This is a genomic window from Streptomyces sp. NPDC037288 (genome assembly GCF_055603265.1).
Genome location: NZ_JBVJVY010000008.1, coordinates 38,047 through 59,927, shown reverse-complemented (window position 1 = coordinate 59,927; position 21,881 = coordinate 38,047). Strand labels below are relative to the sequence as shown.

At 70.2% G+C, this 21,881-nt stretch carries 22 protein-coding genes; 4 read left to right on the top strand and 18 right to left on the bottom strand.

The annotated features are described in order from the left end of the window. Positions 1 to 15: 15 nt before the first annotated feature. From nuoK to ACZ7GZ_RS12095, 11 genes are read right to left on the bottom strand one after another with little or no spacing between them, the layout of a single operon-like run. Positions 16 to 315, bottom strand: a complete 300-nt coding sequence (gene nuoK, locus ACZ7GZ_RS12145; RefSeq protein WP_073901863.1) for an NADH-quinone oxidoreductase subunit NuoK — start codon at positions 313 to 315, stop codon at positions 16 to 18. Then, entirely contained in the window at positions 312 to 1,154 is an 843-nt protein-coding gene (locus ACZ7GZ_RS12140) for an NADH-quinone oxidoreductase subunit J (protein ID WP_471023304.1), read from the bottom strand. Before ACZ7GZ_RS12140 ends, nuoK begins: the two co-directional genes overlap by 4 nt. Further along, positions 1,151 to 1,792, bottom strand: a complete 642-nt coding sequence (gene nuoI / locus ACZ7GZ_RS12135; protein ID WP_471023302.1) for an NADH-quinone oxidoreductase subunit NuoI — start codon at positions 1,790 to 1,792, stop codon at positions 1,151 to 1,153. The genes ACZ7GZ_RS12140 and nuoI overlap by 4 nt, the downstream gene beginning before the upstream one ends. Then, complete coding sequence (gene nuoH, locus ACZ7GZ_RS12130) at positions 1,785 to 3,149, bottom strand: NADH-quinone oxidoreductase subunit NuoH (RefSeq protein WP_471023300.1); 1,365 nt, start codon at positions 3,147 to 3,149, stop codon at positions 1,785 to 1,787. The genes nuoI and nuoH overlap by 8 nt, the downstream gene beginning before the upstream one ends. Next, positions 3,146 to 5,650, bottom strand: a complete 2,505-nt coding sequence (locus tag ACZ7GZ_RS12125; protein ID WP_471023297.1) for an NADH-quinone oxidoreductase subunit G — start codon at positions 5,648 to 5,650, stop codon at positions 3,146 to 3,148. The genes nuoH and ACZ7GZ_RS12125 overlap by 4 nt, the downstream gene beginning before the upstream one ends. Next, positions 5,647 to 6,996, bottom strand: a complete 1,350-nt coding sequence (nuoF, locus tag ACZ7GZ_RS12120) for an NADH-quinone oxidoreductase subunit NuoF (RefSeq protein ID WP_471023294.1) — start codon at positions 6,994 to 6,996, stop codon at positions 5,647 to 5,649. The genes ACZ7GZ_RS12125 and nuoF overlap by 4 nt, the downstream gene beginning before the upstream one ends. Continuing rightward, entirely contained in the window at positions 6,993 to 7,859 is an 867-nt protein-coding gene (nuoE, locus tag ACZ7GZ_RS12115) for an NADH-quinone oxidoreductase subunit NuoE (protein ID WP_471023292.1), read from the bottom strand. Before nuoE ends, nuoF begins: the two co-directional genes overlap by 4 nt. Next, positions 7,856 to 9,181, bottom strand: a complete 1,326-nt coding sequence (locus ACZ7GZ_RS12110) for an NADH-quinone oxidoreductase subunit D (protein WP_471023289.1) — start codon at positions 9,179 to 9,181, stop codon at positions 7,856 to 7,858. Before ACZ7GZ_RS12110 ends, nuoE begins: the two co-directional genes overlap by 4 nt. Further along, positions 9,178 to 9,948: an NADH-quinone oxidoreductase subunit C gene (locus ACZ7GZ_RS12105; RefSeq protein WP_471023286.1), complete on the bottom strand. Its 771-nt coding sequence runs from the start codon at positions 9,946 to 9,948 to the stop codon at positions 9,178 to 9,180. Before ACZ7GZ_RS12105 ends, ACZ7GZ_RS12110 begins: the two co-directional genes overlap by 4 nt. Next, positions 9,945 to 10,499 carry a NuoB/complex I 20 kDa subunit family protein gene (locus ACZ7GZ_RS12100; protein ID WP_007383964.1) on the bottom strand — a complete coding sequence of 185 codons (555 nt, stop codon included), beginning with the start codon at positions 10,497 to 10,499 and terminating at the stop codon, positions 9,945 to 9,947. Before ACZ7GZ_RS12100 ends, ACZ7GZ_RS12105 begins: the two co-directional genes overlap by 4 nt. 13 nt (positions 10,500 to 10,512) lie before the next feature. Then, complete coding sequence (locus ACZ7GZ_RS12095; protein WP_003992243.1) at positions 10,513 to 10,872, bottom strand: NADH-quinone oxidoreductase subunit A; 360 nt, start codon at positions 10,870 to 10,872, stop codon at positions 10,513 to 10,515. Between the two features lie 753 nt (positions 10,873 to 11,625). Between ACZ7GZ_RS12095 and ACZ7GZ_RS12090 the strand changes: the two genes are divergently transcribed. Next, positions 11,626 to 12,438: a C40 family peptidase gene (locus ACZ7GZ_RS12090; protein WP_471023284.1), complete on the top strand. Its 813-nt coding sequence runs from the start codon at positions 11,626 to 11,628 to the stop codon at positions 12,436 to 12,438. Between the two features lie 149 nt (positions 12,439 to 12,587). Further along, complete coding sequence (def, locus tag ACZ7GZ_RS12085) at positions 12,588 to 13,214, top strand: peptide deformylase (RefSeq protein WP_471023281.1); 627 nt, start codon at positions 12,588 to 12,590, stop codon at positions 13,212 to 13,214. Between the two features lie 16 nt (positions 13,215 to 13,230). Here def and ACZ7GZ_RS12080 read toward each other — a convergent pair whose 3' ends face one another. Further along, on the bottom strand, positions 13,231 to 14,547 hold the full coding sequence (locus ACZ7GZ_RS12080; RefSeq protein WP_471023278.1) for a geranylgeranyl reductase family protein: 1,317 nt from the start codon (positions 14,545 to 14,547) through the stop codon (positions 13,231 to 13,233). Between the two features lie 98 nt (positions 14,548 to 14,645). Between ACZ7GZ_RS12080 and ACZ7GZ_RS12075 the strand changes: the two genes are divergently transcribed. Further along, the gene (locus ACZ7GZ_RS12075) at positions 14,646 to 15,176 is read left to right on the top strand and encodes a GNAT family N-acetyltransferase (RefSeq protein WP_471023276.1); all 531 of its coding nucleotides are present in this window, start codon (positions 14,646 to 14,648) and stop codon (positions 15,174 to 15,176) included. Between the two features lie 82 nt (positions 15,177 to 15,258). After that, on the top strand, positions 15,259 to 15,594 hold the full coding sequence (locus tag ACZ7GZ_RS12070; protein WP_471023273.1) for a PASTA domain-containing protein: 336 nt from the start codon (positions 15,259 to 15,261) through the stop codon (positions 15,592 to 15,594). A 25-nt stretch (positions 15,595 to 15,619) separates the two neighbouring features. Here the strand turns inward: ACZ7GZ_RS12070 and ACZ7GZ_RS12065 are convergent, their stop codons facing one another. The 6 genes from ACZ7GZ_RS12065 to ACZ7GZ_RS12040 all read right to left on the bottom strand — a co-directional run bounded on the left by ACZ7GZ_RS12065 (position 15,620) and on the right by ACZ7GZ_RS12040 (position 21,848). Then, positions 15,620 to 16,315: a demethylmenaquinone methyltransferase gene (locus tag ACZ7GZ_RS12065; protein WP_471023271.1), complete on the bottom strand. Its 696-nt coding sequence runs from the start codon at positions 16,313 to 16,315 to the stop codon at positions 15,620 to 15,622. 162 nt (positions 16,316 to 16,477) lie between these two features. Then, positions 16,478 to 17,083, bottom strand: coding sequence for an imidazolonepropionase-like domain-containing protein (locus ACZ7GZ_RS12060; RefSeq protein WP_471023269.1), 606 nt, complete (start codon positions 17,081 to 17,083; stop codon positions 16,478 to 16,480). A gap of 7 nt (positions 17,084 to 17,090) precedes the next feature. Further along, positions 17,091 to 18,290 (bottom strand): cyclic dehypoxanthinyl futalosine synthase, encoded by a 1,200-nt coding sequence (gene mqnC / locus ACZ7GZ_RS12055; protein WP_471023267.1) that lies wholly within the window; start codon positions 18,288 to 18,290, stop codon positions 17,091 to 17,093. Positions 18,291 to 18,361: 71 nt separating this feature from the next. Beyond that, on the bottom strand, positions 18,362 to 19,102 hold the full coding sequence (locus ACZ7GZ_RS12050; protein WP_471023264.1) for a prepilin peptidase: 741 nt from the start codon (positions 19,100 to 19,102) through the stop codon (positions 18,362 to 18,364). 31 nt (positions 19,103 to 19,133) lie between these two features. Beyond that, entirely contained in the window at positions 19,134 to 20,912 is a 1,779-nt protein-coding gene (locus ACZ7GZ_RS12045) for a serine/threonine-protein kinase (RefSeq protein ID WP_471023261.1), read from the bottom strand. An 87-nt stretch (positions 20,913 to 20,999) separates the two neighbouring features. Further along, on the bottom strand, positions 21,000 to 21,848 hold the full coding sequence (locus tag ACZ7GZ_RS12040; protein WP_471023259.1) for a menaquinone biosynthetic enzyme MqnA/MqnD family protein: 849 nt from the start codon (positions 21,846 to 21,848) through the stop codon (positions 21,000 to 21,002). Positions 21,849 to 21,881 lie beyond the last annotated feature (33 nt).

Genomic DNA, 21,881 nt, shown 5'->3' with positions numbered 1-21,881 from the left:
GATTCTTCCGACCCCTTACAGCTTCATCAGGCTGGCGTCGTCGACCGAGGCCGAGTGGCGGGTACGGAACAGCGACACGATGATCGCGAGGCCCACCACGACCTCCGCGGCGGCGACGACCATCGTGAAGAAGGCGATGATCTGGCCGTCGAGGTTGCCGTGCATCCGGGAGAAGACGACGAACGCGAGGTTGCAGGCGTTCAGCATCAGTTCGATGCACATGAAGACCACGATGGCGTTGCGCCGGATCAGTACGCCCGTCGCGCCGATCGTGAACAACAGGGCCGCGAGGTAGAGGTAGTTGACCGGGTTCACTTCGACGCCTCCTCGGGCCGCTTGAACGTCGCCGGTTCGATCACCGTGCGCTCCAGGCGTTCCTCCGCGCGCTGTTCCAGTGCGCGCAGGTCGTTGAGCGCCTCCGCGGACACGTCACGGATCTGGCCGCGTTCGCGCAGCGTCTTGTTGACGGTCAGCTCGGACGGGGTGCCGTCGGGGAGCAGGCCCGCGATGTCGACCGCGTTGTGCCGGGCGTAGACACCCGGGGCCGGCAGCGGAGGGAGGTGGGTGCCTTCACGGACGCGCTGTTCGGACAGCTCGCGCTGGGTCTTGGCGCGCTCGGTGCGCTCGCGGTGTGTGAGCACCATGGCGCCGACGGCGGCCGTGATCAGCAGGGCGCCGGTGATTTCGAAGGCGAAGACGTACTTGGTGAAGATGAGGGAGGCGAGGCCCTCCACATTGCCGTTCGCATTCGCCTGGCCGGCGCCGTCGAACTCCTTCAGGGACGCGTTCCCGATGCCGGTGAGCAGCAGGACGCCGAAGCCGACCCCACACAGAAGGGCCAGCCAGCGCTGGCCCCTGATGGTCTCCTTCAGCGAGTCCGCCGCCGTCACGCCGACGAGCATCACCACGAACAGGAACAGCATCATGATCGCGCCCGTGTAGACGACGATCTGCACGATGCCCAGGAAGTAGGCGCCGTTGGCGAGGTAGAACACCGCCAGGACGATCATGGTCCCGGCGAGACACAGCGCGCTGTGCACGGCCTTCTTCATGAACACGGTGCACAGGGCGCCGATCACCGCGACGGTGCCGAGGACCCAGAACTGGAAGGCCTCACCGGTGGAGGTGGTGTAGGCGGCGAGATGCGTCGTCATTGGCCGATCACCTTCTCCGAGGCCGGCTCGTCCTCACCGAAGGTCGACGCGGCCTCCTGCGGGACCTCGCCCTTGGAGAGGGCGACCTGGCGGACCGTGCCGGGCGCTGCCTGCGTGACCAGGCCCCGGTAGTAGTCCTGTTCGTCCGTCCCCGGGAAGATCGCGTGCGGTGTGTCGACCATGCCCTCTTCGAGGCCGGCGAGGAGCTGTTCCTTGGTGTAGATGAGGTTGGCGCGGCTGGAGTCGGCCAGTTCGAACTCGTTGGTCATCGTCAACGCGCGCGTGGGGCACGCCTCGATGCACAGCCCGCACAGGATGCAGCGGGCGTAGTTGATCTGGTAGACGCGGCCGTACCGCTCGCCCGGCGAGTAGCGCTCCTCGTCGGTGTTGTCGGCGCCCTCCACGTAGATGGCGTCGGCGGGGCAGGCCCACGCGCACAGCTCGCAGCCGACGCACTTCTCCAGGCCGTCCGGATGGCGGTTGAGCTGGTGCCGTCCGTGGAACCGCGGAGCCGTGGTCTTCTTCTGCTCCGGGTACTGCTCGGTCAGCCGCTTCTTGAACATGGCCTTGAAGGTCACGCCGAAGCCGGCGACGGGGTTCTGGAAACCGGGCTTGGTCTCCTTCGGCTCCTCAGCCATCGGACGCCTCCTTTCCATCCGAAGATCCGTCACTGACAGTGTCCGACCCACCACTGACAATCAGCTCCCGATCGCGGCGCGGGCGGCGCCTCGGCACCGGCGGCAGCTCCTGACCGGGCAGCGGCGGCACGGGGAATCCGCCCGTCATCGGGTCGAATCCGGCCTGCTCGGCGGCGGACCGGCCGGTCGCCTTTGCCTTCTCGCGGAACATGTCGGCGACGAAGGAGATCAGCAGCAGGGCGAGGACTCCGCCGCCCACGTAGAGGGCGATGTCGGCGAAGTCGTAGTGCTCGTTGCGCAGGGCCCGTACGGTCGCCACCAGCATCAGCCAGGTCACGGAGACCGGGATGAGAACCTTCCAGCCGAGCTTCATCAGCTGGTCGTAGCGGACCCGCGGGAGCGTGCCGCGCAGCCAGATGAAGAAGAACAGCAGCAGCTGGACCTTGATGACGAACCACAGCAACGGCCACCAGCCGTGGTTCGCACCCTCCCAGAAGGAGCTGATCGGCCAGGGGGCGCGCCAGCCGCCGAGGAACAGGGTGGTCGAGACGGCCGAGACCGTCACCATGTTCACGTACTCGGCGAGCATGAACATCGCGAACTTGATGGACGAGTACTCGGTGTTGAAGCCGCCCACCAGGTCGCCCTCGGACTCCGGCATGTCGAAGGGGGCGCGGTTCGTCTCGCCGACCATCGTGACGATGTAGAGGATGAAGGAGACCGGCAGCAGCAGGATGTACCAGCGGTCGTGCTGCTGTTCCACGATCGTGGACGTCGACATCGACCCCGAGTACAGGAACACCGAGGCGAACGCGGCGCCCATGGCGATCTCGTAGGAGATCATCTGCGCGCAGGAGCGCAGGCCGCCGAGGAGCGGATAGGTGGATCCGGAACTCCAACCCGCGAGGACGATGCCGTAGATGCCGACGGAGGCGACCGCGAGGATGTAGAGCATCGCGATCGGCAGGTCGGTCAGCTGCATCGCGGTGCGGTGGCCGAAGATCGAGATCTCGTTGCCGGCCGGGCCGAAGGGGATCACCGCGATCGCCATGAAGGCCGGGATGGCCGCGACGATCGGCGCGAGGACATAGACCACCTTGTCCGCGCGTTTGACGATGATGTCTTCCTTGAGCATCAGCTTCACACCGTCGGCCAGCGACTGGAGCATGCCCCAGGGACCGTGCCGGTTGGGGCCGATGCGCAGCTGCATCCAGGCGACGACCTTGCGCTCCCAGACGATGGAGAACAGTACGGTCACCATCAGGAAGGCGAAGCAGAACACGGCCTTGATGACGACCAGCCACCAGGGGTCACGGCCGAACATCGAGAGGTCTTCAGCTGCGAGGTACGGGCTCATGCCTCCACCTCCTTGGGGGCCTGTTCGGCGACTGCCGCCGGGCCGATACGGACGAGGGAGCCGGGCTGCGCCCCGGTGCCGGAGGCGACGCCCCCGCCGACGGAGTTCAGCGGGAGCCAGACCACTCGGTCGGGCATCTCGGTGATCCGGAGCGGGAGTTCGACGGTGCCGGCCGGGCCGGTGACGGCGAGGACGTCACCGTCCCTGACGTCCGTCTCTGCGGCCGTCGCGGCGGACACGCGCGCGTGTGCGGCATGGCGGGTTCCGGCGAGCGCCTCGTCGCCCTCCTGCAGGAGACCCTGGTCGAGCAGCAGCCGGTGTCCGGCGAGTACGGCCTCGCCGGCGGCCGGGCGGGGCAGCGCGCCCGCGGACTCCTGGGGCGCGGCGGCGCGCGGGCCGTTCCAGGAGCCGATCCTGTCGATCTCCGCGCGCGTGGTGCGCAGATCCGGCAGGCCCAGGTGGACGTCCATCGCGTCGGCCAGCATCTGCAGCACGCGCGCGTCGGTGGGTGCCAGGAGGCGGGTCATCTGTTCGGGCTTGAGGGCCGCCTCGAACAAACGCACCCTGCCTTCCCAGTTGAGGAAGGTGCCCGCCTTCTCGGCGACCGCGGCGACCGGCAGGACGACGTCGGCGTGCCCGGTGACCTCGCTGGGCCGCAGCTCCAGCGACACCAGGAAGCCGACACTGTCGAGTGCTTCACGCGCGCGTGCCGGGTCGGGCAGGTCGGCGACCTCCACCCCGGCGACCACGAGTGCGGAGAGTTCGCCGGTGGCGGCGGCCTCGACGATGTGGTGGGTGTCACGGCCGTAGCGCAGCGGGAGTTCGGCGAGCCCCCAGACGGCCGCGACCTCCTCCCGCGCGCGCGGGTCGGTCGCCGGACGGCCGCCCGGCAGCAGCGACGGCAGCGCGCCCACCTCGATGGCGCCCCGCTCACCGGCCCGGCGCGGGATCCACACCAGCTGGGCGCCGGTCGAGTCGGCGGCCCGTACCGCGGCGGTGAGGCCGCCGGCGACCGAGGCGAGCCGCTCACCGACGACGATGACCGCGCCGTCGGCGCGCAGGGCCTCAGCGGCCCGTGTGCCGGGCTCCTCCAGGCCGACGCCGCTCGCGAGGGCGTCCAGCCACTCGGTCTCGGTGCCCGGGGCGGCCGCCAGCAGGGTGCCGCCCGCCTTCTGCAGGCCCCGGGTCGCGTGCGTGGCCAGCGCGTACACCTGCTGCCTGCGCTTGCGCCAGGCCTTGCGCAGCCGCAGGAAGACGCCGGGCGCCTCCTCCTCCGACTCGAAGCCGACCAGCAGCACGGCCGGCGCCTTCTCCAGGGCGGTGTACGTGACGCCCGTACCGTCGAGGTCACGGCCGCGCCCGGCCACCCGGGACGCCAGGAAGTCGGCCTCCTCGCCGCTGTGCACGCGCGCGCGGAAGTCGATGTCGTTCGTGTCGAGCGCCACGCGCGCGAACTTGCTGTAGGCGTAGGCGTCCTCGACGGTCAGCCGGCCGCCGATGAGGACACCGGCCCGGGAGCGGGCGGCGGTCAGTCCCCGCGCGGCCGCCTCCAGGGCTTCCGGCCAGGAGGCGGGCTCCAGGACGCCGTCGGCGTTGCGCACCAGGGGCGTGTCGAGGCGGTCCTTGAGCTGCGCGTACCGGAACGCGAAGCGTCCCTTGTCGCAGATCCACTCCTCGTTGACCTCGGGGTCGTCGGCGGCGAGCCGCCGCATGACCTTGCCGCGCCGGTGGTCGGTGCGGGTGGCGCAGCCGCCGGAGCAGTGCTCGCAGACCGACGGAGAGGAGACGAGGTCGAAGGGGCGGGAGCGGAAACGATAGGCCGCCGAGGTGAGGGCGCCGACCGGACAGATCTGGATGGTGTTGCCGGAGAAGTACGACTCGAACGGGTCCCCCTCGCCGGTGCCGACCTGCTGGAGCGCGCCCCGCTCGATCAGCTCGATCATCGGGTCGCCCGCGATCTGGTTGGAGAACCGGGTGCAGCGGGCGCACAGCACGCACCGCTCGCGGTCGAGCAGCACCTGGGTGGAGATCGGCACGGGCTTTTCGTAGGTCCGCTTCTTGCCGTCGAAGCGGGACTCGGGGTTGCCGTGCGACATCGCCTGGTTCTGCAGCGGGCACTCGCCGCCCTTGTCGCAGACCGGGCAGTCCAGCGGGTGGTTGATGAGCAGCAGCTCCATCACGCCCTGCTGCGCCTTCTCGGCGACCGGCGAGGTGAGCTGGGTCTTCACCACCATGCCGTCGGTGCAGGTGATGGTGCAGGAAGCCATCGGCTTGCGCTGGCCCTCGACCTCGACGATGCACTGACGGCAGGCGCCGGCGGGGTCGAGCAGGGGATGGTCACAGAACCGCGGGATCTCGATGCCGAGCTGCTCGGCGGCCCGGATGACCAGGGTGCCCTTGGGCACGCTGATCTCGACGCCGTCGATCGTCAGCGTGACGAGGTCTTCCGGCGGGACCGCCGCATCTCCGCCACCCGCGGGAGCGTTGGTGGTCACGGTCATGCGTTCACCTCCGGGCGGTCCGCCCAGGCCGTCGACTTGGCCGGGTCGAAGGGGCAGCCCCGGCCCGTGATGTGCTGCTCGTACTCCTCGCGGAAGTACTTCAGCGAGGAGAAAATCGGGGACGCGGCGCCGTCACCGAGGGCGCAGAAGGACTTGCCGTTGATGTTGTCGGCGATGTCGGCGAGCTTGTCGAGGTCGGACATGACGCCCTTGCCGGCCTCGATGTCGCGCAGCAACTGCACGAGCCAGTACGTCCCTTCGCGGCACGGTGTGCACTTGCCGCAGGACTCGTGGGCGTAGAACTCGGTCCAGCGGGTCACCGCCCGCACCACGCAGGTCGTCTCGTCGAAGCACTGCAGGGCCTTGGTGCCGAGCATCGAGCCGGCGGCGCCGACGCCCTCGTAGTCGAGGGGGACGTCGAGGTGCTCGTCGGTGAACATCGGTGTCGAGGAGCCGCCCGGCGTCCAGAACTTCAGCCGGTGGCCGGGCCGCATGCCGCCGCTCATGTCGAGGAGCTGGCGGAGCGTGATGCCGAGCGGGGCCTCGTACTGGCCGGGGCTGGCGACGTGGCCGCTGAGCGAGTAGAGCGTGAAGCCCGGGGACTTCTCGCTGCCCATCGCCCTGAACCAATCTTTTCCGTTTTGCAGGATCGCGGGAACCGACGCGATCGACTCGACGTTGTTCACAACAGTCGGACAGGCATAGAGGCCTTCCACCGCAGGGAAGGGGGGACGGAGCCGCGGTTGACCACGGCGGCCTTCGAGCGAGTCGAGCAGTGCGGTCTCCTCACCGCAGATGTACGCGCCGGCGCCCGCGTGCACGGTGAGCTGGAGGTCGAGTCCGCTGCCCAGGATGTTCTCGCCGAGGTAGCCCGCCGCGTAGGCCTCGCGCACGGCCTCGTGCAACCGCCGCAGAACGGGGACGACTTCACCACGCAGATAGATGAAGGCATGCGACGACCTGATGGCATAGCAAGCGATCACCATGCCCTCGATGAGGCTATGCGGGTTGGCGAAGAGGAGCGGGATGTCCTTGCAGGTCCCCGGCTCCGACTCGTCGGCGTTGACAACTAGATAGTGTGGTTTCCCATCACCCTGCGGAATGAACTGCCACTTCATTCCGGTCGGGAATCCCGCGCCGCCGCGGCCACGCAGCCCGGACTCCTTGACGTACGCGATCAGGTCGTCCGGTGACATGGCGAGCGCCTTGCGGAGCCCCTCGTACCCTTCGTGCCTCCGGTAGACGTCCAGAGTCCAGGACCGGTCCTCGTCCCAGAAGGCCGACAGCACGGGTGCGAGCAGCTTCTCGGGGCTCGAGTCCTTGAGTTCGGGTGCCACGGTCATCACTCCCCCTCCTCTGCGGTAGGCCCTGCGGGGTGAGCCGGGTCGGAGGCCGATGTCTCCTGCGGCGCGTCATGGGAACTGAGGTGCTCGGCCGGCGACGGCTCGTGCACCCTGTCCCGCGGTTCCTCATGCGGACCTCCGCGCGGATGGACCACGCGCGCGGGTGCGGTCTCTCCCCTTGCCAGGCGAAGGCCCACCAGCGACGCCGGTCCCGCACTGCCGCCCTCCTCGACGGCCCCGGGCCGCTCGTCGGGGAAGCCGGCCAGGATCCGCGCGGTCTCCTTGAAGGTGCACAGCCGTGCCCCGCGCGTGGGCTGCACGGGCCGTCCCGCGCGCAGGTCGTCGACCAGTCGCTTGGCGCTGCCCGGCGTCTGGTTGTCGAAGAACTCCCAGTTGACCATCACGACCGGGGCGAAGTCGCAGGCCGCGTTGCACTCGATGTGCTCCAGGGTGACCTTGCCGTCGTCGGTGGTCTCGCCGTTGCCGACGCCCAGATGCTCCTGGAGGGTCTCGAAGATCGCGTCGCCGCCCATCACCGCGCACAGCGTGTTGGTGCACACGCCGACCTGGTAGTCACCGGACGGCCCCCGCCGGTACATGGTGTAGAAGGTGGCGACGGCGGTGACCTCGGCCGTGGTCAGGTCGAGCATGTCCGCGCAGAACTGCATTCCGGTGCGCGTGACATGGCCCTCCTCGGACTGCACGAGGTGGAGCAGCGGCAGCAGGGCCGACCGGGAGTCCGGGTAGCGCGCGATCACCTCGCGCGCGTCCGCCTCCAGCCGGGCCCGGACGTCGTCCGGGTACGCGGGCGCGGGCAGTTCGGGCATGCCCAGGCTGACGCCCCGCTCCGAAGAAGAGGTGGTCACCGGTCGACGCCTCCCATCACGGGGTCGATGGACGCGACGGCGACGATGACGTCGGCGACCTGGCCGCCCTCGCACATCGCCGCCATGGCCTGCAGGTTGGTGAAGGACGGGTCGCGGAAGTGGACCCGGTAGGGGCGGGTGCCGCCGTCGGAGACGGCGTGCACGCCGAGCTCGCCCTTGGGGGACTCGACGGCCGCGTACGCCTGTCCCGGCGGGACGCGGAAGCCCTCGGTGACGAGCTTGAAGTGGTGGATCAGGGCCTCCATGGAGGTGCCCATGATCTTCTTGATGTGGTCGAGGGAGTTGCCGAGTCCGTCCGGCCCCAGGGCGAGCTGGGCGGGCCAGGCGATCTTCTTGTCGGCGACCATGACCGGGCCGGGGGCGAGCCGGTCCAGGCACTGTTCGACGATCCTGAGCGACTGGCGCATCTCCTCCAGGCGGACCAGGAAGCGGCCGTAGGCGTCGCAGGTGTCGGCGGTCGGGATCTCGAAGTCGTACGTCTCGTAGTCGCAGTACGGCTGCGCCTTGCGCAGGTCGTGCGGCAGGCCGGTGGAGCGCAGGATGGGGCCGGTGGCGCCGAGGGCCATGCAGCCGGCCAGGTCGAGGTAGCCGATGTCCTGCATGCGGGCCTTGAAGATGGGGTTCCCGGTGGCGAGCTTGTCGTACTCCGGGAGGTTCTTCTTCATCTTCTTCACGAACTCGCGGATCTGGTCCACCGCGCCGGGCGGCAGGTCCTGGGCGAGTCCGCCGGGGCGGATGTACGCGTGGTTCATCCGAAGGCCCGTGATGAGCTCGTAGAGGTCGAGAATCATTTCACGATCACGGAACCCGTAGATCATGATCGTGGTGGCGCCGAGCTCCATGCCACCGGTGGCGATGCACACCAGGTGGGAGGACATCCGGTTCAGCTCCATCAGGAGGACCCGGATGATCTTGGCGCGCTCGGTGATGTCGTCCTCGATACCGAGGAGCTTCTCCACGGCGAGGCAGTAGGCGGTCTCGTTGAAGAAGGACGTCAGGTAGTCCATGCGCGTGACGAAGGTGGTGCCCTGCGTCCACGTGCGGTACTCGAGGTTCTTCTCGATGCCGGTGTGCAGATAGCCGATGCCGCAGCGGGCCTCGGTGACCGTCTCGCCCTCGATCTCCAGGATCAGGCGGAGCACCCCATGGGTGGAGGGGTGCTGGGGGCCCATGTTGACGACGATGCGTTCGTCGTCGGCGCGGGTCGCGGACTGGACGACCTCGTCCCAGTCGCCACCGGTGACCGTGTATACGGTGCCCTCGGTGGTTTCCCGGGCGGCTGCTGACTGGGTGCTGCTCACGAGTACGACCTCCGCTGGTCCGGAGCCGGGATCTGGGCGCCCTTGTACTCGACGGGGATGCCGCCGAGGGGGTAGTCCTTGCGCTGCGGGTGGCCCTGCCAGTCGTCCGGCATCATGATCCGGGTCAGGGCCGGGTGACCGTCGAAGACGATCCCGAAGAAGTCGTAGGTCTCGCGCTCGTGCCAGTCGTTGGTCGGATAGACGGAGACCAGCGACGGGATGTGCGGGTCGCTGTCGGGGGCGCTGGCCTCGAGGCGGATCAGCCGGTTGTGGGTGATCGAGCGCAGGTGGTAGACGGCGTGCAGCTCGCGGCCCTTGTCGTGCGGGTAGTGGACGCCGCTGACGCCGGTGCACAGTTCGAAGCGCAGGGCCGGGTCGTCGCGCAGGGTGCGGGCGACGCGGACCAGGTGCTCGCGTTCGATGTGGAAGGTCAGCTCGTCCCGGTCGACGACCGTCCTCTCGATGGCGTTGTCAGGGAGGAGCCCCTGTTCCTCCAGGGCGCCCTCCAGCTCGTCGGCGACCTCGTCGAACCAGCCGCCGTAGGGCCGGGTCGCCGGTCCCGGGAGCCGGATCGAGCGGACCAGGCCGCCGTAGCCGGAGGTGTCGCCGCCGTTGTCGGCGCCGAACATGCCGCGCTGGACGCGGATCTCCTCGCCGCCCTGGCCGCGCTGGCCGGGGAGGTTGGAGGCGGAGAGGTCCTTCTCGGGGTTCACCCCGTTCGCGGAGCCGTTCACGCCGCCTGCGCCGTTGCCGTTCGCGTCGCTCACCGCAGCAGCCCCTTCATCTCGATCGTGGGCAGGGCCTTGAGCGCCGCCTCCTCCGCCTCGCGGGCGGCTTCCTCGGCGTTGACGCCGAGCTTGGAGGACTGGATCTTCTGGTGGAGCTTGAGGATCGCGTCCATCAGCATCTCGGGGCGGGGCGGGCAGCCGGGCAGATAGATGTCGACCGGGACGATGTGGTCGACGCCCTGGACGATCGCGTAGTTGTTGAACATGCCGCCCGAGGAGGCGCATACGCCCATGGAGATCACCCATTTCGGGTTGGGCATCTGGTCGTAGACCTGCCGGAGCACCGGCGCCATCTTCTGGCTGACCCGGCCGGCGACGATCATCAGGTCCGCCTGGCGCGGCGAGCCGCGGAAGACCTCCATGCCGAAGCGCGCCAGGTCGTAACGGCCGGCGCCGGTGGTCATCATCTCGATGGCGCAGCAGGCGAGGCCGAAGGTGGCGGGGAAGACGGACGCCTTGCGCACCCAGCCCGCGGCCTGCTCGACGGTGGTCAGCAGGAAGCCGCTCGGCAGCTTTTCTTCGAGTCCCATGTCGTAAGGCCCCTCAGTCCCATTCCAGGCCGCCGCGCCGCCATACGTACGCGTACGCGACGAAGACGGTGAGCACGAAGAGCAGCATCTCCACGAGCCCGAAGATCCCCAGGGCGTCGAAGGTAACGGCCCAGGGGTAGAGGAAGACGATCTCGATGTCGAAGACGATGAAGAGCATCGCCGTCAGGTAGTACTTGATGGGGAAGCGCCCGCCGCCGGCCGGCGTGGGGGTCGGCTCGATACCGCACTCGTAGGCCTCGAGCTTGGCGCGGTTGTACCGCTTCGGACCGATCAGCGTGGCCATGACCACGGAGAAGATCGCAAAGCCTGCCCCGAGGGCTCCCAGTACGAGGATGGGCGCATACGCGTTCACCGCTCCTCGCTCCTCTCAGTCGGCGCTGACTGCTGGCGGTTGCACTGGTGCACTGCGCTCACTTCCGCCTCACCGGTCCCTCGGGCCCCGTCGTCCCGTGGCGAAGATCGAGAACATGTGAAGCAGGTCACAAGCCCAGTTGCCACGCATCTTATGCCCGTCGCTCTGTGATCTGCGACACGGGGTATTCCACAAGCTTTGTGATCTCCACCACCTGACGAAGGATCATGAAGTCGGATGATGAGTGATCTTCATACGCGAAGCGTTCAGTTGATCACCAGAAGTGACATTTTCGCTTGTCATCGCAGGCCGGAAGGGGCGTCTCCATATCAAGAGAGTTCCGCTGCATGCAAATTGGCGCTGGGCGCGGGTGCCTGGTAGAGGGCGGCGTTCACACATCAGAGGGAGGCGGGGGTGCGGTGTGGACGGGGGGTGCGGACGCGTGCACGCGTTCACGAGCGCCGCGCACACAGGACGCCCCGCTACCGGTAACCGTTCCGTGACCTCCGCCACATTGATGAGAGGGCCCTGAGAAGCGGGCTTGGCCAACGACCTCAACCGGTGGTAGGCGGGGGGCAATCCGGACGTAATGATCAAAGACCGTGATCAAGGCCTTGATCACCGACGTCCGCTATGTCCGTTACGGCGTCAATAAAGAACGACACGCCCGGGATTCTGGGTCTCGATTGAGCAACTGTGGCGCAGCACACGTTTCTTGTAGATATGAAGGAGCCCCTGGTACCGGTTGTTCCCATGTCCCACACCGCTCACATACGCAGCCACCGGAAGCCCCGCCGCAGCGCGTCGACCCTCGCGATGCGGGCCGGAGTTGCCGGTGGCGTCCTCAGCACCCTGGCAGTCGCCGGGGCGTCCGGCTCGGCGAACGCGGCCGAGCCGGTGACGCAGACCCTCGAACTGCCCACCCTGACGGCCGACCTGGCCGCCCAGGCGGCCAAGTCCGCGGACGCCACCCAGCAGGCCGCCGCGAACTACCAGCTGCAGGCCGAGCGTGACGCGGCCGCCGCAAAGGCCGCGAAGCAGGCCAAGGCGGACCTCGCCGAGGCGAAGCAGAAGGCCGCCGAGGCCAAGAAGAAGGCCGAGGAGGCCGCACGCAAGGAGGCCGCCGCGCGCGCCTCCCGCAACGCGGAGCGCACGACGCTCTCCGCCACGACGGACACCGGCAGCACCTCCACGAGCACGTCCACGGCCACCGGTTCGGCCGCGGCCGTCATCAGCTTCGTCAAGGCCCAGATCGGCAAGGCGTACGTCTCCGGCGCCACCGGCCCGTCGGCGTACGACTGCTCCGGCCTGGTGCAGACGGCGTTCAAGCAGGTCGGGATCAGCCTGCCGCGCGTCTCCCAGGACCAGTCGACCCAGGGCACCCAGGTGTCGCTGAGCAATCTGCAGCCGGGCGACATCCTGTACTGGGGCAGCGCGGGCAGCGCCTACCACGTCGCGGTGTACGTGGGCGACGGCATGTTCGTCGGCGCGCAGAACCCCTCCAGCGGCGTCGGGGAGCACCCGCTGTCGTACGACCCGCCGACCGGCGCCGTGCGGGTGCTCTGAGCGCTCCCGCGCCTCTCAACGCGCGTAGGGCCGCAGCCGCTCGGGGGCAGCGGCCCTGCGGCGTTCCCGGCACGCCAGGGCGGTGTTCCTGACATGCTCGGCACGGGCCGCCGCCCGGCGGTCCGTCCACGAGCGAAGGAGACCGCGCGATGCCACGCGTGTTCGTGCAGGGAAGGCCCGCCGACCACTACCCCCGCCACGCCCCGGAGGCCCGGCGTGGTGCGGTGCGCAGGATCACCGAGGCCGGCGAGGAGGTCCTGCACAAGCCGTGCCGGGACGTCACGGAGTTCGGGCCCGACCTCGCCGCACTCATCGACGACATGTTCCTCACGCTGTATGTCGCCGAAGGGGCGGGACTGGCGGCGAATCAGGTGGGGGTCGATCTCCGGCTGTTCGTGTACGACTGCCCCGATGACGATGGTGTCCGACATGTCGGGCACATCGTCAATCCGGTGCTCGAAACGCCCACGCACGGGCGACGGCTGCTGGACGAGGGCGAGGGCTGTCTGTCGGTGCCGGGTGCCGTGATGGCCGTACCGCGGCCGGACAGGGCCGTCGTACGCGGGCAGGACAAGGACGGCCGGCCGGTCGTCATCGAGGGCACGGGGTACTTCGCGCGCTGCCTCGCCCACGAGACCGACCACACCCACGGGCACCTCTACCTGGACCGGCTCTCCAAGCGGGAGAAAAAGGACGCGCTGCGGCAGATGACGGACCGGCGCGACGAGGTGTTCGCCCGCCGGGCCGCCAGGGCCGAGGAACTGAGCCGGGGCTGACAGGCCTGGCGAGGGCTCACGCCTTCGGGGCCACCTTGCTCAGGCCGTTGATGATGCGGTCCATCGCGTCGCCGCCCGTGGGGTCGGTGAGGTTCGCGAGGAGCTTGAGGGTGAACTTCATCAGCATCGGGTGCGTGAGGCCGCGCTGGGCGGCGATCTGCATGACCTTCGGGTTGCCGATGAGCTTCACGAAGGCGCGGCCGAGCGTGTAGTAGCCGCCGTAGGTGTCCTTGAGGATGCGCGGATAGCCCTGGAGGGCGATCTCGCGCTGGGCGGGCGTGGCCCGCGCGTGGGCCTGGACGATGACGTCGGCGGCGATCTGGCCGGACTCCATGGCGTAGGCGATGCCCTCGCCGTTGAAGGGGTTCACCAGGCCGCCGGCGTCGCCGACGAGCAGCAGCCCACGCGTGTAGTGCGGCTGGCGGTTGAAGGCCATGGGCAGGGCGGCGCCGCGGATCGGACCGGTCATGTTGTCGGGGGTGTAGCCCCAGTCCTCCGGCATGGAGGCGCACCAGGCCTTGAGGATCTCGCGCCAGTCCAGCTCCTTGAAGGAGGCGGAGGTGTTCAGGACGCCGAGGCCCACGTTCGACGTGCCGTCGCCCATGCCGAAGATCCAGCCGTAGCCGGGCAGCAGACGGTCCTGGGGGCCGCGGCGGTCCCACAGTTCCAGCCAGGACTCCAGGTAGTCGTCGTCGTGACGGGGGCTCTCGAAATACGTCCGGACCGCGACACCCATCGGGCGGTCCTCGCGGCGGTGCAGGCCCATCGCCAGGGACAGGCGGGTGGAGTTGCCGTCGGCGGCCACCACCAGGGGCGCGTGGAAGGTGACCTCGCGCTTCTCCTCGCCGAGCTTGGCCCTGACGCCGGTGATGCGGCCGGTGCGGTCGTCGATGACCGGACCGCTCACGTTGCAGCGCTCGTACAGCCGCGCCCCCGCCTTCTGGGCGTTGCGGGCGAGCTGCTCGTCGAAGTCGTCGCGCTTGCGGACCAGTCCGTAGTTCGGGAAGGAGGCCAGTTCCGGCCAGTCCAGCTGGAGGCGGACACCGCCGCCGATGATGCGCAGGCCCTTGTTGCGCAGCCAGCCGGCCTCCTCGGAGATGTCGATGCCCATCGCCACGAGCTGCTTCACCGCACGCGGGGTGAGGCCGTCGCCGCAGACCTTCTCGCGCGGGAACTCGGTCTTCTCCAGGAGCAGGACGTCGAGACCGGCCTTGGCGAGGTGGTACGCGGTCGTGGAGCCGGCCGGCCCCGCGCCGACGACGATGACATCGGCGGTGTTCTCGGAGAAAGGCTCGGGGACTCGCTCGGAGTGGGGCTCGGTCTCGACGGTCACGGCGGGATCTCCCCAAGGTTCGGAATATGCGTGCCGACCGGCACTGGACACGGGCAGTCTATTCAGCAGAATTGATCACCCGGCTGAAGGGCTGCCCTGTGAACCGACCCCTCCCCGCGGTACGGCTGCGCGTGCCCACGCACGAGGACGCGATCGCCTGGCACCGGGTCTTCGACGACCCCGAGGTCATGGAGTTCTACGGCGGCAGGCCGGCCGCGCTGTCCGTCTACGAGGAACTCACCGCGCGCCAGCGGCGGCACGACGCGGAACTCGGCTTCTGTCTGTGGACCCTGCTGGACGAGTCCGGGGAGGTCATCGGCTTCACCGGGGCGCAGCCCTGGCGGCCCGCCTGGGGGCCGGTCGGCGAGATCGAGATCGGCTGGCGGCTGGGCCGGGCGCACTGGGGCAAGGGGTACGTCACCGCTGCCTCGCGCGAGACGCTGGAGCGGGTGCGGGCGGCCGGGGTGCCGGAGGTGGTGGCGATGGTCCGGCCGGGCAACGAACGGTCGATCGCGGTGACCCGGCGGCTCGGGATGCGGCCGGCGGAGACCTATCCGCATCCCATGCTGAACGAGTCGGCGCTCTGCTTCCGGCTCGCCCTCAACACCCGCACTGATAACGCAGCGTAGTCATCTGTTACAGAAAGACACCAACTCCTTCCGGCCGGGGCACACGAGAGTTACCCTTCCAGTACCGCTGGGGGTGACATCTGTGCGTATAACACCCAAAACACCCGAAGTGCGCGTGCCGCGGCTGGTCGGACTGATGGCCGTGGACGCGCGCGAAACGGCCCGGGCGCGGGGCCTGTTCCTCAACGCGCCGGACCGCCCGGACTTCCACCACACGGTCGTCGACTACGTCGTACGCCAGTACCCGCAGCCCGGCGCCGAGGTGCCGCGGGAGTCGATGGTGTACGTGTGGTTCGACTTCGGTGAGGGAGAGGGCGGCGGAGGCGTGCGCGAGCCACGCGTCCCGCGACCGCCCACGGGCGGACTCCGACGCGAACTCGGTGAGCCCGGTGACGCCTTCGAGATGATCAACCACTGAGCCCGCCGCGTTGCGGAAGGACGGCTCAGCTCTCCTTGAAGCCCCGGTGCAGGGCGACCACACCGCCGGTGAGGTTGCGCCAGGCCACCTTCGACCAGCCCGCCTTGCCCATCCTTTCGGCGAGGGCGGCCTGGTCGGGCCAGGCACGGATGGACTCGGCGAGGTAGACGTAGGCGTCCGGGTTCGAGGACACCGCGCGGGCGGCCGGCGGCAGGGCGCGCATCAGGTACTCGGTGTAGACGGTGCGGAACGGCGCCCACGTCGGGGTCGAGAACTCGCAGATCACCACGCGCCCGCCGGGCCGGGTCACCCGGTACATCTCCCGCAGGGCCGCATCCGCGTCCTGGACGTTGCGCAGCCCGAAGGAGATGGTGACGGCGTCGAAGGTGTCGTCCTGGAACGGCAGCTTCGTCGCGTCCCCGGCCGTGAACGGCAGCCAGGTGTGCTTCCTCTTGCCGACCTGGAGCATCCCGACCGAGAAGTCGCAGGGGACGACGTAGGCGCCCGTCCGCGCGAAGGGCAGCGAGGAGGTGGCCGTACCGGCGGCGAGGTCGAGGACCTTCTGCGCGGGGCGCGCGTCGACCGCCTTCGCCACCTCCTTGCGCCAGCGCCGGTCCTGGCCGAGCGAGAGCACGGCGTTCGTCAGGTCGTACCGTTCCGCCACGTCGTCGAACATCGAGGCGACTTCGTGCGGCTGCTTGTTCAGGGAAGCGCGGGTCACCCGCCCATTGTTGCAGCCCGGTCCCACGGCAGGAGGCTCGGCCTCCTGCGTGCCGCGACGCCCTCCACCCCGGTGGTCGGCCCTACCGGAGGGCCTGCCGGGTGGCGTACGACCACGGTGCAGGGCGGGGTGATGCCGGTGTCCTGCTCGAGGGTGGAGGGGTCAGCGGCGGCGGAAGACCAATCGGCCCGCCAGCACCGTCGCCAGGCACGTACCCGCTCCCCGCTCGGCGAGTTCGGCCTCGTCGTGGGCGTCGAAGACCGCGAAGCGGGCGGCGGAGCCCGGGGTGCGCGGAGGCGGTGTCACGGGCGGCAGGCCCGAGGCGAGAGGGTCGAGGGAGGGGACGCCGCCGGGGCGCCCCTGCCGGCCGGTGAGCACCAGCCCGGTACGCCGCACGGCGTCCTGGACCGCACGGTTGCGCAGCGGTTCGCAGGCTGCCGCGACGGTGCCGTGGGCCAGCATGCGCTGTACCCCGCGCCGGGCGCTCGCGCCCCAGCGGGCGTCGTCGAGGGCGAGCGCTGTCAGCGCGTCGCCGGTCAACGGCTCGGTACCGAGGGCGTCTGCCTCCCGGGGATCCGGATGGTACGTCTCCTCCAGCAGCTCGTTGCCGTGGAGGCTGACGAATCCGGACGTGAGGATGCCGGGCCAGGTGCGCACGCGCGCGTGCGGGTACACGGCGGCAAGCTCCTCCAGGGGGCCGGCAGCCGCGACCCGCTCGCCCTCGACGGCGAGGGCGTGGCCCCTGGAGTCGGCGTGAATCGTCAGCAAGACGCCCCTAGTTCGAAGCCAGCAGCTTCAGTTCGGGGTGGGCCGTGCCGCCCTCGATGGCCGTGGAGGAGATGTGGGAGACCACGCGGTCGTCGACGGGGTCGTTCGCCGGGTCGTCATGGACGAGGAGGTGCTCGTACGTCGTGGCGCGCTGCGCCGGGACGCGGCCCGCCTTGCGGATCAGGTCGATGATCTCCAGGCGGTTGGAGCGGTGCTTGGCGCCGGCCGAGGAGACCACGTTCTCCTCCAGCATGATCGAGCCGAGGTCGTCCGCGCCGTAGTGCAGCGACAGCTGGCCGACCTCCTTGCCCGTGGTCAGCCACGAGCCCTGGATGTGCCGGACGTTGTCCAGGAAGAGGCGGGCGATGGCGATCATTCGGAGGTACTCGAAGATCGTCGCCTGCGTCCGGCCCTTCAGGTGGTTGTTCTCGGGCTGGTAGGTGTACGGGATGAACGCGCGGAAGCCGCCCGTGCGGTCCTGTACGTCGCGGATCATGCGCAGGTGCTCGATGCGCTCGGCGTTGGTCTCGCCGGTGCCCATCAGCATGGTGGACGTGGACTCCACGCCCAGCCGGTGCGCGGACTCCATGATCTCCAGCCAGCGCTCGCCGGACTCCTTGAGGGGAGCGATGGCCTTGCGGGGGCGTTCGGGGAGCAGTTCCGCGCCGGCGCCCGCGAAGGAGTCCAGGCCGGCCTCGTGGATCCGGGTGATGGCCTCCTCGACGGACACGCCGGAGATACGGGCCATGTGCTCGACCTCGGACGCGCCCAGCGAGTGGATGACGAGCTGCGGGAAGGCTTCCTTGATGGCCCGGAAGTGCTTCTCGTAGTACTCGACGCCGTAGTCCGGGTGGTGGCCGCCCTGGAACATGATCTGGGTGCCGCCCAGTTCGAGGGTCTCCGCGCAGCGGCGCAGGATGTCGTCGAGGTCGCGGGTCCAGCCCTTGTCCTTGTCCTTGGGGGCCGCGTAGAAGGCGCAGAACTTGCACGCCGTGACGCACACGTTCGTGTAGTTGATGTTCCGCTCGATGATGTACGTCGCGATGTGCTCGATGCCGGCGTACTTGCGGCGGCGTACGGCGTCGGCGGCGGCGCCCAGCGCGTGCAGCGGGGCGTCGCGGTAGAGGACGAGCGCCTCCTCGGGCGTGATGCGTCCGCCCGCTGCGGCTCGGTCGAGCACGGACTGGAGGTCGGCCTTCTCGGTCACCGGGCGTCCCTTTCGTCAAGGGTTGTGGACGGACTGACTCAGCCTACGTCAGCCGTTTCCCCGGCCCGCTCTCAGGCCGCGTACGCGCCGATCAGCAGCCCTGTGAAGGCCCCGGCCAGCAGGAACGGGCCGAACGGGATCGCCGACTTGCGACTCGCGCGCCGTACGACGACGAGGGCGCCGCCGTACAGGGCGCCGAACAGGAAGCCGGCGAAGGCGCCGAGCAGGACCGTGGACCAGCCGTACCAGCCGAGTACGGCGCCCATGCCGACGGCCAGCTTCACGTCGCCGAAGCCCATGCCGGCCGGGTTGATGCGGTACAGCGCGTAGTAGCCGGCGCCGAGCGCGAGGGCTGCGTACAGCGCGGTGGGCCAGTGGCCGGCGTGCTCGGGCAGCAGCGTGACGAGGCCCAGCAGGGCGAGGGCGGCCCCGGCGAGGGGCAAAGTCAGTGGGTCGGGCAGCCGCTGCACCCGGAAGTCGACCACGGCCAGCAGCACCCCGACGGGCGCGAGCAGCAGCCAGACCGCCAGTTCCGGCCGGGTGCCGGTGGCGGCGGCGAGAGCGGCGCAGGTCAGGGCGGTGGCGAGGACGGCAGGGAGCACCTCCGTGCTCAGTGGCCGGCCCGGCCTCCCCGCTCCGCACGCGCCGCACCCCGTCCGGCCGATCCAGCCCCGCAGCGGGTGGCCGTCCGGGCACCGGTCCCGCCACGGCTCACCGGAGGGGACGGCGAAGCGGTAGGCGGCGCGGGGCAGCAGCGCGCCCGCCAGGGCGCCCCACAGCGCGGCGGCGGCCATCAGCGCCCCTGTGCTCATCCCGTCCCGCTTCCCGTCGCGCCCACGGTCCTCATCCGACCTTCGACATGCGGGCCCGCGCGTTGCCCTCGGCCGCGCTGTCCGAAGTGAACTGCAGGTCGTCGCCGACCGGGGTCAGCTCGACCTGGCGCGGGTTCGCCACACAGTGCCCGGGGTTGTCCTCGGCGCCCACCGAGGTCGCGAGGATCTGGGACTTCGTCACCTTCTTCAGGGTGAGGACGTCCGTGCACACACCACCGAACTGGTCGGTGTTCCGGAGCCGTCCCAACTCCTTCCCCACGGCGGCCTGGTGGACGGTGATCCGGAAGGAGCCGGCGGGCAGTCCGAGTTCGGTGCCCTGCCCTTCCCAGGTGCCGAGGTAGCGGGCCGGGACCGCACCGGGCGCTCCGTCGGGGGCGCTGCTGTACGCCGCACTCGGCGCCGGGGAGCGGGGGGCGCTGCCCGCGCCCGCGTCATCGCCGTTCTGGAACCAGGGCCGCAGCACCGCGCCGAGCACCAGGGACACCACGGCCAGCGCTCCGGCGACCGCCAGCACCAGCGTGCAGCTCAGCCGGCGACCGCGACCGCCCGCTGCCGGTGCGGAGGCCGCCGCCAGGCTGACCGAGACCCGGCCGGGCGGCGGGGCGTCCCGCGGCGGGGGCGCGACGGTCGGCGCCCCGGGTGGCACGCCGTCCACACCGGTCGCGGACTCGGGACAGACCCCGGCCGCACCGGTCGCGCCGCCCGCCGTGCCTGCGGAATCCGACGTGCCAGGGCCCTGCGGACTCATCACGGGCGCGGGCCCGAAAGCACCGGCTCCGGTGAAGGAGGCCGACTCGGCGGGGGCAGGGGCCGCGTCGGAGGGCGACGCCGGTGTCGGTGCCCCCGCGACCGCCGGCCGGTCGAAGGCCACCGGGCCCGACCGCACCGTCTCCTCCGTGTCCAGGTTGAGCAGGCGGACGGCGCTGCGGCTGACCTGTTCCACCAGGGGGCCGGGCAGCCAGCCGCCGGCGACCAGGCGGGCGGCGCCCTCAGGGGCGAGCAGTCGGCTCACGTCGGCGGGGACGGGCCGGGCCGCCGGGTCCTTGGCCAGGCAGGCCGCGGCGACCTCCCGCAACGCGCCGTCCAGCGATCCGAGTTCGGGCTCCTCGTGGACCACCTTGTAGAGGAGCGCGGCCGAGGAGTCACCGCGGAAGGGCGCTTCTCCCGTGGCCGCGTGGACGAGGACCGCGCCGAGGGAGAAGACGTCGGCCGCACCCGTGACGCCCTTGCCGAGGATCTGCTCGGGTGACATGTAACCCGGGGAGCCGACCGAGACACCGGTGGACGTCAGGGACGCCGTGCCGTCCATGGCCCGCGCGATGCCGAAGTCGATCAGCAACGGTCCGTCAAGGGTCAGCAGGACGTTCGACGGCTTCACGTCCCGGTGCACGAGCCCTCGTTCGTGTACGGCCGTCAGCGCCTCGGCGAGGCCCGCGCCCAGGGCCCGTACGGTGTGCGCGGGCAGCGGGCCGGTGTCGGTGACGGCCGCGGCGAGGGACGGGCCGGCCGCGTAGGCGGTGGCGACCCACGGCACCGGGGCGTCCGGGTCCGCGTCCAGGACGGGCGCGGTCCAGGCGCCGCCGACCCTGCGGGCGGCCGCCACCTCGCGCCGGAAGCGGGCGCGGAACTCCTCGTCCAGCGCGAAGTGCGGATGCACGATCTTCACCGCGACCGTACGGCCGCCCGCGCTGCGGCCGAGGTAGACCCGGCCCATCCCGCCGGCACCGAGCCGGCCGAGCAGCCGGTAGGGGCCGACGGTGGCCGGCTCGTCCACGTCCAGCGGCTGCATGGCGCGCTCCCCCCAACGCCTCCGGCCTCAAGGCCCGTACCCGAGGCCCGTGTCCGAGCCTGTCGCCCTCAGCCTAGTGACGCGTGGTCACCCACGCAGCAGGTCCACCTTCACGTCCGCCGGGAAGCCGGTGGTCGGGCCGACCCGGCGGGCGAACTCGGCGACCGCCTCCAGCTGCGGGGAGCCGAAGCTGAAGTCGAGGGTGGTGAAGTACTGCGCCAGGGTCACCTCGTCGAAGGCCTCCCAGCGGGCGGCCTGTTCGGCGACCTTGGCGACCTCCTCCAGGGAGAGGTTGCGGGACTCGAGGAAGGCCTCGTGGACCTGGCGGGTGATGTCCGGCTCGCGGTCGGCGTAGTCGCGGCGGGCCGCCCAGACCGCGAAGACGAACGGCAGGCCGGTCCACTCCTTCCAGAGCGTGCCGAGGTCGTGGACCTGCAGGCCGTAGCGCGGGCCGTCCAGCAGGTTCGCCCGCAGTGCCGCGTCGCCGATCAGGACCGCGGCGTCCGCCTCCTGCATCATCAGGCTGAGGTCGGGCGGGCAGGTGTAGTAGTCGGGCCGGACGCCGTAGCGGTCGGCGAGGAGGAGCTGGGCGAGGCGGACCGAGGTACGGGAGGTCGAGCCGAGGGCGACCCGGCAGCCGTCCAGCCGGTCCAGCGGGACCTGCGAGACGATCACGCAGGACATCACCGGGCCGTCGCACCCGACGGCGATGTCCGGGAAGGCGATCAGGTCGTCGGCGTTCTTCAGGAACTCGACGAGGGTGACGGGGCCGATGTCGAGGTCGCCGCGCACGAGCTGCTCACTGAGCTTCTCGGGGGTGTCCTTGGTCAGCTCGAAGTCGAGGAGGGTGCCGGTTCTCGCGAGCCCCCAGTACAGGGGCAGGCAGTTCAGGAACTGGATGTGGCCGACGCGCGGCCGGGTGCGAGAATTGTCCACATCGCGAGACTAGACCCCGTCCGGTACGGTGCC